A 13013-nucleotide genomic window follows, 5' to 3' on the forward strand; every position below is an offset into this window, starting at 1 on the left:
AAGATAAGAGCTATCTAACCCTCGGTCTGCGCCTGTAAGGCTCAGTAGTGTCGGTGATGCAAACCGTTCTACGACAGACTGTGCCCGACTTGAGCCGCTCGCCGTCCATGGCTCACTAAGTGATCTGGAGTAGAAAACAAAGAAACAGTTGATTCGCTTACTTTATACTACTGATATAGATAAAGAGAAATAAACACGTATAAAATACGATAATAGGGAAGTGATTCTATGAGTGTTGAATTTATACCAAGAGAAACAGTATCAAGTCTTCCAGTTGCTGACGTTGTGTTAAAGTCAGACAACAGTGTTGTAACTACAAGTTATCAATATGAAGTTAAGCAACCGGAAGAGGATAAAAATGATTTTATTGTCGAGGTAAAAGCAAGTAAATTAAAAAGGGTTAGAGAAAAATTGGAATTACTAACAAGTGATAGATTCCCGCTGTATGAATTATTTTTAGGTATTTCTTCTACTTGTTTAGGTGCATTCCTTAGTGCACTTGCTTCAGACATACAGTTAACAACGAGAAAGGGACAATTTTTATTTATTTTTTGCCCAATAGTAGCTATGGGAACAGGTGTGGCGTATCTTTTTTTAAGATATATCAGTATTTTGAAGCCGAAGATTATTGCAACTGACTTATTAGTAGAAATAGTAGATCCAGATAAAGCTATTGGAAAGGAGATATAGCATATGAATATTAACAATATAAGTACGCAACTTTTATATACTACCGTTCCTATATGGGGAGAAAAAAAGAATGGGGAACAGGTTAGCGGAACAGGTTTTATCTTCTCTATCCCACAGAAAGAAGACCCTAATGTTACAATTCCACTTTTAATGACGAACTACCATGTACTTGAGGGTGTTACAAGAGGGATAATTGAATTTGCGGGACAAGAAAACAATTCTCCAGTAAAAGGGAAAAAAATTAGGGTGGAATTTGATAGTTCGGTAATAGCTAATGGAAAACTGGAGAACCTTGACTTAATTGCTATACCAATTGCTAGTACATTGAATGATCTTAAGCAAAAAAACACGCCAGCTTTTTACCGTTCAATTACACCTGAAATAGTTCCGTCTCGAAAGCAAATTGAAGAATTAGCAGCAATTGAAGAAATCACTTTTATCGGCTATCCAAGTGGATTGTATGATTCATATAATGTTTCACCAATAGTCAGAAGAGGGATTACGGCAACTCCTATGTGGAATAAGTTCAAAGGTGAGGAATGCTTTTTAATTGATGCTGGTGTTTTTCCTGGTTCAAGTGGAAGCCCTGTTTTTCTCTATAATCAGGGTAGTTACGCAACTGATAGTGGAATAACAATAGGAACAAGAATTTTGTTCATAGGTGTTCTGACAGAATCTTTTATTAGAAATGACAGTGTTTTCTTGGGATTAGGAAAAGTCATTAATAGTACTACTTTTTTAGAGCATTTAAAAAGATTTGTACAAAAAATATCTCCGCACATTATTTAGTTTAGTTTTAGAAGGGCTCTAAAGTGAGACGCTTCGCCATCCTTGGCTCCGCTGGGCACAGTCCATCGTAGAACAATGCATTAGCATAAAGGTGCTGGAAGCACGTGTCAGGGGAAAGGTCAGAGCACCACACCTTCTCACTGGGAGCGAAGCTCCACTAAGGGGTATTCCTTTGGGGTCCAGTTCGAAGGCGTCGCAAATGCTGAACGTTATCCATAATAGTGATGCTTAACTATTACCAAAAATTGCGTTTTCTGGTATAATAAGAGCATAGATTATAGGTTTTTACAATGGAGGTGACGTGGGATGAGTGCAAAAGAAGAAATAATAAAAATCATCAAAGAAATGCCTGAAAATTCAACGGTAGAGGATATTATGTATAGAGTATATGCTCGTGCCCAAATAGAAGCTGGTCTGAAAGAGCTAGATAAGGGAAAGGGAATTCCTCATAAAGAAGCGATGGAGAGAGTATCGAAGTGGTTAAATTAATATGGTCGCCAAAATTATTAAATGATTTAGAGGAAATTTATAAATATATATCGGCTAATTCTGAATCAAATGCTAAACAGTATATCGAAAGAATAATTTAAAAAACAGAAGATATTTCAGATTTTCCATTTATAGGGAGGGCTGTACCTGAGGCTAGTGACAACAAAATCAGGGAAATCATATCTAACAATCATAGAATTATATATAGGATTAAATCTGATTCAGTAGAAATTGCTACAATATTTCATGTTGCGAGACAATTGGAAGAAGACAACATCTAGACATCATGTTATTAGGGAAATAGCATGATGTTTTTTGTTAGCGATTCAGCATACTACGGATAACAACGCATCACCACAAGGGTGCTGAAGCACTAGATACATGAAGAAATACAAAGATGGCAAGCACGTAGTAACGTCGCACCACACCCCTGAGCCTAACCGGTGTCGGCTTGCCCGAGGCTAAGATAAGAGCTATCTAACCCTCGGTCTGCACCTGTAAGGCTCAGTGACGTCTGGACTGTAAACCGTTAGACGACATTTTCTGTGATTGTACGTCATCCATGGTCGAAGTATAAAAGGATTAATAATAGGGAGAAGGGGATCGAAATGAAACGAATTGTAATGTCAATAGTTCTAGCTATTGTGATCATATTTACCGTCACAACGCTGGTATTTGCTAAGGTGAATGATTTGGATTTAGCGAAAACCATTGTATCAATTCTTCGTTATGACTTTAAAATTGTAAAGGTCGTCCCTGACAATATCAGTACTAAAGAAATGACTATTTCTAATGACGGGCTAAGAAATTTTGAGCCTATAGAAGTAAGTGGCGGTTGGCTTTATGACCTTGCAAATGGTGGCAACCTTGAAGTTATAATTGGGTCTCTAGAATTTGATGATGGTGAGTTGAAAGAGCGGTATATCGATATCAAGGGAGAAAACGGTGAAGTACGCCTACTACATAATTCTAGTTCGTTTATAGATGGATACAATAAGACGCTGTTTTGGTCTTTTAAGCAGCAGGAAGGGGCCTCAATCGTTAAAGGCTCTATAGGTGAAGTTAAAAGCGTCGTGCTTTTTGAATCGGTTGATGGTTCATGTTACTTATACGGCTATTTGGAAGGTAACGATACAGATTTTCGGTCAATAAATTTTCCGCAAAAGAATTTCTATTTTGCAGAGGCAACAAAAGCCGATCTAAGAAGTAGCATAGAAAAACAAATAAAAGAGTTAGAAACCCAATTAAATATTAGTGAAAATGAAAAAAAGTATCTTGAGAATAAGCTAAATATAATAAAAACCTTATATGATATCGATGAAAAAGTAGATGCAAAGATTGACTTTATTAAGAATAATCTAAAGATAGGTTTATTACCAGCAGATGTTGAAAATCTATTAGAGAATAATTTTACTATAGTTTATGCTGCCCTAGATGGGCAAGAGATGTGGAGATACGATATTTTTACCATTGAAGATTATGTTTTAGAAAATGAATATCAAACGGATTCAGTTGATTTAGACGGAATATTAGAAGGTGAAATTTCCATTCAGTTATTTGTTGGATTTGATAATGATAAGAAAGTATCAAGATATATTATTTATTATTTAAAAGATAAAAGAGTAATTGAGTATAGAGTTTTTAGTAATGGAAGTTTTCATGAATCAGTTATTAGATGATGAAGATGACATCGGCTAACAACGTCTCTTCGCATGGTGAGAAAGCAACTTGATACTTGTAGTGTAACGTTGAAGTAAAAGCACGTAGTAACCTTCCTCACCACATTTCTTCGCTGGGTGCGGAGCACCGCAATGAAGAAATCGACAAGGTTACAGCTCAGAAAAGCCGCAGACACGAAACTATAGGCAGGACATAACTCGCTACGCTCGAAAGTCCTGCCTAACGTGGGCGGGCTTTGCGCCCGCTGATAGGCTGCTCGCAACGAAGCCTATCAACGGCCTTTGCGGACATTCCTTCGTTGTGCACGCACAGAGGGGTAATTGATTTAGATAAATTACTATTTGAAAGCAGAATCGGATAAGGGGTGTATCAATATGAATGACAAACTAGATGTCTTAGATAATGGTCCTTTTTTTCATGGTACTAAAGCAGAACTAAAAATTGGAGATTTGTTAGTACCACAACATTTATCAAATTACCAAGATAAAAAATCTAACTATATATATTTTACTGCAACATTAGATGCTGCTAAATGGGGTGCTGAATTAGCAACTTCAATATCTAAAGAAAGAATTTATATTGTAGAACCGTTAGGTGAATTTGAGAATGCCCCGAACTTAACTAACAAAAGATTTCCTGGAAACCCAACACGTTCCTATAGGTCTAAATCTCCTTTGAAAATAATAGCTGAATTAGGTTCTTGGGAAAGACATTCCGATGAAGAAATAAATCATATGATCGCTACTTTAAAAAGGTTACGTGAACAAGGAATAGCGGTAATAGATGATTAAAAGAAATTTTGCAGGTCGTTCAAGAAACACCTAACAAAGTGTAAGCTCAAGAGTGCGGAAGCAATGGGGAGGTTTTGTGAAAAGAACAACAGAATACTGGTTACAATCATACAGGCGATTCATATAAATAGAGTAAAACTGTCTGGAGTAGAAATCAATGGACAAACAAAATAGCAGGTTTCGATGGGTTGTATTTGCTACTGTATTGTTTACTTATTTATTAATGGCGAGCCAAAGAACCGCTCCTGGATTGATTACAGATCTATTGATGGCGGATTTTAATGTAACAGCATCAACAATTGGGCTACTGACAAGTGTACAATTTTTTATATACGCTAGTTTACAAATTCCTATGGGTGTTTTGGCAGATCGTTATGGGCCGAATTTTCTCCTGATTATAGGTGCTATACTTACAGGTTTAGGTACAATTATTTATAGTCTTGGTACGCATGAATACGTGCTGTTTTTTTCTAGAATACTTACGGGCACAGGGGATGCGACCATCTGGGTTTGTATTGTGTTAGTTTTGAGCCAATGGTTTAACGAGAAGGAATTTGTTAGGTTAATTGGGTTGTCAGGAATGACAGGAAGTCTCGGTTTTCTTTTGGCGACTGTTCCTTTCTCCGCTTGGATTCACTTACTAGGTTGGAGGTTTGCATTTTTTTCTTCTGGAATCCTATTATGTTTATGTGGCATTCTCCTTTACTTTGTACTCATAAAAAAACAAAAACAACTCTTTGAAAACGAAACAGCAGTTGCTGAAAACGAAATACAACGTGAAAAATTATTAGTTTTACTGCGGAGAATATTTTCAAATCGGCAAGCTTGGGCTCTGTTCTTTTGTCATTTTGGTATTGTCGGCGGGTATCTAGGATTTATCAGTTCGTGGGCTGTACCCTATGGGATGAATGTATATGAAATGACACGATCAGGTGCCAGTCAACTCATTATGATTGGACTTATCGGGGCACTTATCGGGGCACCTCTTACTAGTTGGGTTTCAAGTCGGTTAGACACTATTAAACGTCCTTATGTTGTTGTTCACATCTTTATTTTAATGAGTTGGTCTTCATTCCTTTTATTTAATGGGAATCCGCCATTGCCTTTGTTAATTTTGCTTTTCTTTAACATAGGCTTTGGATTTGGGGCAAGTTCGCTTACTTTTGCTGTTGTTCGTCAATCTTTTCCTATTGTAGAATCTGGCATTGTCTCAGGATTTGCAAATACGGGTGGATTTCTAAGTGCCGTGTTATTGCCTAGTATTTTCGGAAATATACTGGATCATTTCATGTCTGCATCTGGTAGTTTAGGTGATGGATACTTCTACGGCTTCATCATCCCAGTTATCTTCTCGATGATTGGATTGATTGGAGTAATTTTTGTTAAGGAAAAACGTAAGGATGTTACTATATTTTTGTATTCCAAATAAAATCGGATAGACAAGACGATAGGTGAAATTCCTGCAAGTTCATAGTTGAAAGGAGAATACATGAAGGTAAAGATAAAGCAAGAAGAACTTCAAAGCTTTCATTTAAGTTGGGCATGTATACAGCCAATGTTACATTCAGTCCGTGGGAAAGACCGCTCAACAAAATTAGAGCTGTATAATCAATTGAATGAAGGACAAAAGGGACTCTTTTTGTTTTATTCATTTCATAATCATACAAAGACATTGGAAGAGTTTTATTGGTTTTCGGACTATAACATAAATGAGCTTCAATCATGGGATGGAATAAAGAATGGAGTACTATATTTTCAAGATGTTCAAATGGCGAATGTATTAGATGAAATCAAATTGTTAATTGAGAAACAAAACATATTGGGAAGGAAAATAAATCCCAGTGATATGAAATATGATCAAGAATTATTTGGTGATATAAGTAAACTGTATTCTAGATATAATGGTTGCTCTAGATGCACAATAATTAAAATGAACGAGTGGATAAACAATAATAAAGATGATTTTATTGAAATCGAATGATGTAATGTATGTAATTTATAAGTAATTGGCATTAAAATTATGGTAAAACTGAAGTAGAAATCGATAAAGAAGTGGTGTTCTTTTATGATGACACAGGTTTTCCGAACAACGCATTAACGAAGTATGAAAAGGAAGATTTAGTAAGATTATCAGCTAAATTAAGGAGTGCGGGATGGGGACCTAATATTAGTTATAGTGGAGGCTGGACAAGTTTCAGTGAATCGGTAAGTGCTTTAATAGAATAAATCGGTAAGTAATAGACGGGATTGTTCAGAGAAGATACCGTAATATAAGAAAAATTTTACTTATTTATAAAAGGAGAATTAAAATTGAGACAAATGGTTAAGTTCTTGTTGCTTTCTTTATTGGTAATGTTCCTTCTAAGTGGTTGCAATTTAAATTCTAATCATCCTAATGTAGATTTATTTCAATATAAAGATTCATATGTAGGTGATAACAGTGCGGTAGTTAATACTGTGATTCATTTACAGGGTGCAAAACATTTTAGTGGATTAGAACTTAAAACAAAAGCAGAACCATATGGGATCATCATAAAGTATGATTGGTCAGAATCGGAATTAAATGTCATAGAAACAGTTATATACAATGCCACGTATCTATTTGCATTGATACAGAATGTGGACTGGATAACCTTTCATTTTGAAATGGTTGATGGTATGGAAGAGTATAAAATTAACAGAGAAGATCTACAAGCCTGGTACGGAATAGATTTGAGTGAAATTGACAACGAAGATAGACTACAAGAGCTTATACAAAAATCTTTAGAAGATGAAAAGAAGATAAATCAGCTTTTAAACTAACGTTGGTGTGTAAATACAATAGGAGTTGTATTTTGCTACTTGTTAAACATTGCTAGATATAGCTATAGAAATACAAATACACATACACATGAAGGTGTGGAGGTAATAATGTATAAGGCTAAAGTAATTGAAAAGATGAAACAAGTATTTCAAGATGTACCATATGGAATTGATCATACACTAAAGGTTCTAGATAATGCTGAAGAAATAATGGCAGGGGAAGATATCTCAGCAGATCAACGAGAGTTTGTATCAATCATAACTATACTACACGATATTGGAGCAATGGACGCACTGCGAAAATATGGGTCAATGGATGCTCATTATCAGGAATTAGAGGGGCCACCAATAGCAAGAAAGATACTTGAGGAACTTGAATATGAGCCGAACAAAATAGATAGAGTATGTTATATCGTAGGGAATCATCACACCCCATCAAGAATCGATGGGATTGACTTTCAGATACAATGGGAAGCGGATTTGCTAGAAAACCTTACGGCCATGGCAATAACAAAAGATGCAATTAAATTAGAGAAATTCATTGAAAAGAATTTTAAAACAAGAACTGGCAAAGCGATTGCATATGAGCGTTTTATGCAGTGATTGTCTTGCATCCTTTTTAAGAGGATGCTTTTTTATTTTTTGGAAATTTATATGATGGCAGCAATGCAATTAATAACAATAACAATAAAAACCAAATAAAAAACAATATTTATTTATTGTAAAACGATAAATAGTATGCTAAAATCAAAATCAAAATAAATAAGTGAGGTGCATTTTTTATGGAACGCGGATCAACACTCTTTTTAAAAATAGCTTTGATAATCTTGGGTATCCCATTCCTTGCGTTGTGTATATTTTTAGTACCGGAGTTAGCGAATTTTGCAGCAGAACTATATCCGGAAATGTCGTACATTAAATATCTATTTTTTATCGATCTTTATGCAACGGCAATCCCTTTTTATTTAGCGTTATTTTTTTCTTTCAAACTTTTAATCTATATTGACAAGAATCAAGCTTTCTCGGAATTATCGGTAAAGGCTTTAAAAAATATTAAATACTGTGCAATCGCTTTTAGTAGCTTGTATGTGATTGGATTGCCACTTTTTTACCTCGTTGCTGAGAGAGACGACGCCCCAGGCTTCATCCTTATTGGGATGTTCATGATTTTTGCGGCAATGGTTATTGCAGTCTTTGCGGCTGTTCTCCAAAGACTTCTACAAGTAGCCATAGAGATAAAAGCGGAAAACGATTTAATAATCTGATCAGAGGTGATTTAAGATGGCAATTATAATAAACATTGATGTAATGCTTGCAAAAAGGAAGATGAGTGTAACAGAGCTTTCGGAGCGGGTTGGAATTACGATGGCGAATCTTTCGATATTGAAAAATGGAAAAGCAAAGGCTATCCGATTATCAACGTTAGAGTCAATCTGTCAGATATTAGAGTGTCAGCCTGGAGATATATTGGAATACAGAAGTGAGGAAGAAGTAAGTTTATAGACTAATAATATATAGTGAGGTGTCTTTTATGGAACGAGGTTCAACACTTTTTTTGAAAATTGTTGTTATTCTCATGGGAATACCAGTCCTTGCATTGTGTATCTTTGGATTGCCTGGGATGGCGGCTAGAGATGCAGCAGCTCATCCTGAGACTGCCTACTTGCAGTACCCGTTTTTGATTGCTGCGTATATAACTATAACACCGTTTTTCTTTGCTTTGTATCAGACATTTAAACTCTTACAATACATTGACCAAAACAATGCCTTTTCGGAATTATCTGTTAAAGCTTTGAAGTATATAAAATACTGTGGGATTATCATTAGCACCTTAGTTCTCACTGGTGAAATTGTTGTGATTATATTGACGGCAGGTGCTGGGGAAGACATAACAGGGGTAATTGGCTTAGGATTTATATTAATTTTTGGTTCATTGGTAATAGCTGTCTTTGCTGCTGTTCTTCAGAGACTTCTACAGGAAGCCATAGATATTAAAGCAGAAAACGACTTAATAATCTAATCTGGGGTGAGCGAAAATGGCAATTATCATTAATATTGATGTAATGCTAGCAAAAAGGAAGATGAGTGTAACAGAGCTTTCCGAGAGAGTCGGAATTACAATGGCGAATCTCTCGATATTGAAAAATGGTAAGGCTAAAGCGATCCGGCTATCAACGTTAGAGTCAATCTGTCAGATATTAGATTGTCAGCCAGGGGATATACTGGAATACAGAAGCGAGGAAGATTTGGGGATGGATAGAATTGAACGCTGAAATTTCAATATTGAATAGAGGGTTCGCTTTTAATACGAAGCAATTAGTATTTTTCACATATCATCAGGCAATGTCTTGTCTATTTCCAGTCGCTATATTTATAGCTCTAGCAATTTCGAAAATGATAGCAATGCCTGGTTTGCATAGGTATGATTTCTTGCTGATCGTCTGTATTCTTATGCAAGTGGTTATGTATAAAACGGGTCTTGAAACGAAAGACGAATTAAAGGTAATCTCATTATTTCACATTATTGGGCTTGGGTTAGAGTTGTTTAAGGTTCACATGGGTTCTTGGTCGTACCCCGAAGTGGCTTGGACGAAGATATATGGAGTCCCACTATACAGCGGGTTCATGTATGCAAGTGTGGCAAGTTATCTATGCCAAGCATGGAGGAGATTTGACCTAACATTAGTTCATTGGCCTCGATATTCTTTGTCAGTGCCACTAGCAATCGCAATATATATGAATTTCTTCTCACACCATTATATCTATGATTTTCGTTGGGTTTTATCGGGTCTACTATTTCTAGTATTTTTTAAAACTGTTGTTCATTTTAAAGTAGGTAAAAAAATCTATCAAATGCCAATTTTCTTATCGTTTGTGCTCGTTGGCTTTTTCATTTGGATTGCAGAGAATATTACTACATTCTATGGGGCCTGGACATATCCAAATCAGAATGAAACTTGGCAGCTAGTCCATTTAGGGAAAATCAGTTCTTGGTTTTTGCTCGTTATTATCAGCGTTATTATAGTAGCAGATTTAAAGCACGTAAAACAAAAAATAACAAAGCAAGAATGAAAGGCCGAAAACGTGTAACATATGAAGTCTCTTTATCGTCTATTCCTTTGGAGGTGTAGAACGATGAAGAGATTTTTTATTATCAAAATTATTGTTATTTGCGTCATTGCCTTGGCTATTGCAGGTGGAATCCATTGGGTAATTATGGGTAGTGCAGAACGCACAGGTGGTAATCTATTAACTGTAGAGGATGTAGCAAAGCAGTACATACAACAAGTGATACAAGAATATGAAGGATCAGATTGGGCAGATTTTAAAATTGTAGACAGCAAAATAACAAAGCTTGAAAAGATTAGCAGAAATGAGCAGATTCTTACATATCCAATTGAGTTATGGAGCTTGGAATACCGCTTGCAGCCGGATGATATAAGTAAGGTCTTGTTAGCAGGTGGGATGAATGAAGTGGATGATTGGATCACAGAAGATAGTAGTATGGGTAAGCCATTCTTAGTTGTATCATTTGAAAACACAGAACCGAACCTTATGGGCATAATTTGGAGCGGGGAAGAAGATATGACTACCGTTACAGGGCAAGAAAAAGCAATTCAGAGGTTTTTACTACGTATCGGGTTACTCCCAGAAAGCGAATTTATTGGGTTTATTTCTAACTTTAGCGTAGAAAAATCTTCATTTAATTTCGATGAAGTGGAATGGGTGACTTTAGACGATGAGGGTCGGTTAAAGGAGCTAAATATAGAAACGAATGAGTTGCCAAATGGCTATTACATACACAATCCAGATGAGCATGCAGTGTATCTTGAAGTCCAAGAGGAGACGGAATATACGATTATTAATTGGGGTGGCGGAACGACTCCCAATGAATTTACAAGACCTGTTAACAAATTAGAGTTTGCGGAGTATCTGGGTACATATATTAACAATACTACACCACCGTTTATAATTATTACTAAAGATGGGTATGTGGTAAGCATTACAGAACAATATGTGCCATAAGTATATCTAAGCCCCTTAACAAAATTTACACTAAAAGCCATTTATATCGTTCTTCAGTGGGTTTTTATATTGTATAATGATATTCACTAGAATACTAAGAAAAGCTGAATCGCGTTTATTAGCAAATAAATAGTCTATAAAAAGTGGGTGGAGGAGCTACGATGAAACGAATTGGTATGCTAGGCGGAATGAGCTGGGAATCAACCGTTGAATATTATAAGATTATCAATGAAGAAGTAAAATCCCGTTTGGGTGGGCTGCACTCTGCAAATTGTTTACTGCACAGTGTTGATTTCGGTGTAGTGGAAAGCTATATGCGAAATGGGCAATGGGATGATGTAGCGAGAATCTTAATAGCTGCTGCGAAAACATTAGAAAACGGCGGCGCGGATTTTATTATTACTTGCACGAATACGATGCATAAGCTGGCAGATCAAATTCAGAATAATATCGGCATACCATTATTGCACATCGCGGATGCGACCGCAGATGAGATTAAGAAAGCGCACATTAAAACGGTCGGGCTGCTTGGAACACGGCCTACGATGGAAATGGATTTTTATCGGTCAAAACTAAAGGAACAAGGGATTGAAGTGATCATACCTGATGAAGAAGATCGAGCGATTATCCATCAAGTGATATTTGAAGAGTTATGTCTGGGGATGATTCGTGAACAATCGAAACAAGAATATCTTAGAATTATGGATATCATGATTTCGATGGGAGCGGAAGGCATTATTCTGGGATGCACTGAAATTCCATTACTTATACAGCAAGCAGACGTAAAAGTACCGTTATTCAATACGACCCATATACACGCTATCATAGCTGTTGAAAAATCATTAGAATCATAAACTAAACTTGGCAGCCACCGAGTCATGATTATGTAAAATGAGTAATGCCCAGTTACGTATAGAACTGGGCATTAATGATAGAAATTGAAAAACCGTTATAGTTTTCGCTAAAGCCAATTAGCCTTGTTGGAAAGTTTGGCAGCAAGTTTCGTCCTTGCTTGATGCAGGAGTAGCATCTAAAGAACTTAATTGTGCGTCAGGAGAAACTCCACCTTCTCCATCGTTTTGCACGATTATGTTATCGGCAGTACAAAGGTTCTTCGTAGTCCAGTATTTGCAGTTATCTACTGTGCAATGTACGTCTGGCATATTCGGTAAAACTCCTTTCGAATTAAGATGTATTACACGTATATTTTGCAGAATAAACAATAAAATTATTCTTGAAATTCAATTATTAATATTAGGAAGAGGGATTATAATGGTAAACAGGTTTTCATACGTTTTAGTTTTAGGGCTTATCATGATTGTTATTAGTGCGTGTGGTGTAGATGTGGATGCGGTGAAACAAAAAGTAGAGAAGCAAGTAGAGGAAACACTAAACAACAAAATTAATGAATTGGTGAATCAGGAAGCAACTAAGTTTTCCAGTAATCCTATGGAATACATTAAAAACCACCAGGACCTATATAATGAGCTTGTAAAAGAGAGTAATGGCTCCATCGAATATTTCGTCAATGAAATAAAGAATAGCAAAGAAAATGGTCTTAAGGAATGGATCTTAGCAAAGGCGGCCCAAGACATTCTCGGCAAGCAAGGGATTAAAGAAGAATGGGCTACAGGCAAAGAATGGCTAGAGAAATATGAACAGTTAAACAAACAACCATAATAACAGCTAATTCAAAGCAATTCTTAAACGCGAGTTTTTGTTTTTAATGATCATGATTAGTAAGCA

General features: G+C 36.1%; 18 protein-coding genes and 1 pseudogene. 18 read left to right on the forward strand and 1 reads right to left on the reverse strand.

Translation table 11 applies throughout. The features are described from left to right. The first annotated feature begins 228 nt into the window (after window positions 1–228). From BHU72_RS14065 to BHU72_RS14140, 17 genes and pseudogenes are all read left to right on the forward strand, one after another. A complete protein-coding gene (locus BHU72_RS14065) occupies window positions 229–690 on the forward strand; it encodes a hypothetical protein (RefSeq protein ID WP_069703264.1) in 462 nt (153 codons plus the stop codon). Window positions 691–693: 3 nt separating this feature from the next. After that, window positions 694–1479 carry a S1 family peptidase gene (locus BHU72_RS14070; protein WP_069703265.1) on the forward strand — a complete coding sequence of 262 codons (786 nt, stop codon included), beginning with the start codon at window positions 694–696 and terminating at the stop codon, window positions 1477–1479. 306 nt (window positions 1480–1785) lie between these two features. Then, window positions 1786–1968, forward strand: coding sequence for a hypothetical protein (locus BHU72_RS14075; protein ID WP_069703266.1), 183 nt, complete (start codon window positions 1786–1788; stop codon window positions 1966–1968). Then, window positions 1956–2249, forward strand: a pseudogene (locus tag BHU72_RS16575) (type II toxin-antitoxin system RelE/ParE family toxin). Before BHU72_RS14075 ends, BHU72_RS16575 begins: the two are co-directional and overlap by 13 nt. 327 nt (window positions 2250–2576) lie before the next feature. Then, window positions 2577–3647 (forward strand): hypothetical protein, encoded by a 1071-nt coding sequence (locus BHU72_RS14080; RefSeq protein WP_069703267.1) that lies wholly within the window; start codon window positions 2577–2579, stop codon window positions 3645–3647. A gap of 375 nt (window positions 3648–4022) precedes the next feature. Beyond that, complete coding sequence (gene arr, locus BHU72_RS14085) at window positions 4023–4439, forward strand: NAD(+)--rifampin ADP-ribosyltransferase (protein ID WP_069703268.1); 417 nt, start codon at window positions 4023–4025, stop codon at window positions 4437–4439. A gap of 157 nt (window positions 4440–4596) precedes the next feature. Beyond that, window positions 4597–5868: an MFS transporter gene (locus BHU72_RS14090; protein ID WP_069703269.1), complete on the forward strand. Its 1272-nt coding sequence runs from the start codon at window positions 4597–4599 to the stop codon at window positions 5866–5868. Window positions 5869–5928: 60 nt separating this feature from the next. After that, the gene (locus BHU72_RS14095; protein WP_069703270.1) at window positions 5929–6420 is read left to right on the forward strand and encodes a hypothetical protein; all 492 of its coding nucleotides are present in this window, start codon (window positions 5929–5931) and stop codon (window positions 6418–6420) included. A 338-nt stretch (window positions 6421–6758) separates the two neighbouring features. After that, complete coding sequence (locus BHU72_RS14100) at window positions 6759–7241, forward strand: DUF4825 domain-containing protein (RefSeq protein ID WP_301553550.1); 483 nt, start codon at window positions 6759–6761, stop codon at window positions 7239–7241. 108 nt (window positions 7242–7349) lie between these two features. After that, entirely contained in the window at window positions 7350–7844 is a 495-nt protein-coding gene (locus tag BHU72_RS14105) for an HD domain-containing protein (protein ID WP_069703272.1), read from the forward strand. Between the two features lie 179 nt (window positions 7845–8023). After that, complete coding sequence (locus tag BHU72_RS14110) at window positions 8024–8506, forward strand: DUF2975 domain-containing protein (RefSeq protein WP_069703273.1); 483 nt, start codon at window positions 8024–8026, stop codon at window positions 8504–8506. 16 nt (window positions 8507–8522) lie between these two features. After that, window positions 8523–8744 (forward strand): helix-turn-helix domain-containing protein, encoded by a 222-nt coding sequence (locus BHU72_RS14115; protein ID WP_069703274.1) that lies wholly within the window; start codon window positions 8523–8525, stop codon window positions 8742–8744. Between the two features lie 28 nt (window positions 8745–8772). Further along, window positions 8773–9261: a DUF2975 domain-containing protein gene (locus tag BHU72_RS14120; protein ID WP_069703275.1), complete on the forward strand. Its 489-nt coding sequence runs from the start codon at window positions 8773–8775 to the stop codon at window positions 9259–9261. Between the two features lie 16 nt (window positions 9262–9277). Then, window positions 9278–9514, forward strand: coding sequence for a helix-turn-helix domain-containing protein (locus BHU72_RS14125; RefSeq protein ID WP_069703276.1), 237 nt, complete (start codon window positions 9278–9280; stop codon window positions 9512–9514). Further along, window positions 9504–10313 carry a DUF817 domain-containing protein gene (locus BHU72_RS14130; protein WP_301553548.1) on the forward strand — a complete coding sequence of 270 codons (810 nt, stop codon included), beginning with the start codon at window positions 9504–9506 and terminating at the stop codon, window positions 10311–10313. Before BHU72_RS14125 ends, BHU72_RS14130 begins: the two co-directional genes overlap by 11 nt. 63 nt (window positions 10314–10376) lie before the next feature. Then, entirely contained in the window at window positions 10377–11267 is an 891-nt protein-coding gene (locus tag BHU72_RS14135; protein ID WP_069703277.1) for a hypothetical protein, read from the forward strand. A 161-nt stretch (window positions 11268–11428) separates the two neighbouring features. Next, window positions 11429–12121: an aspartate/glutamate racemase family protein gene (locus BHU72_RS14140; protein WP_069703278.1), complete on the forward strand. Its 693-nt coding sequence runs from the start codon at window positions 11429–11431 to the stop codon at window positions 12119–12121. 117 nt (window positions 12122–12238) lie between these two features. On the opposite strand, the gene BHU72_RS14145 is transcribed toward BHU72_RS14140, so the two are convergent. Continuing rightward, window positions 12239–12430, reverse strand: a complete 192-nt coding sequence (locus BHU72_RS14145; RefSeq protein WP_069703279.1) for a DUF1540 domain-containing protein — start codon at window positions 12428–12430, stop codon at window positions 12239–12241. Window positions 12431–12539: 109 nt separating this feature from the next. Between BHU72_RS14145 and BHU72_RS14150 the strand changes: the two genes are divergently transcribed. After that, complete coding sequence (locus BHU72_RS14150) at window positions 12540–12947, forward strand: hypothetical protein (protein ID WP_069703280.1); 408 nt, start codon at window positions 12540–12542, stop codon at window positions 12945–12947. Window positions 12948–13013 lie beyond the last annotated feature (66 nt).

It is taken from the genome of Desulfuribacillus stibiiarsenatis (assembly GCF_001742305.1).
Lineage (GTDB): Bacteria > Bacillota > Bacilli > Desulfuribacillales > Desulfuribacillaceae > Desulfuribacillus_A > Desulfuribacillus_A stibiiarsenatis.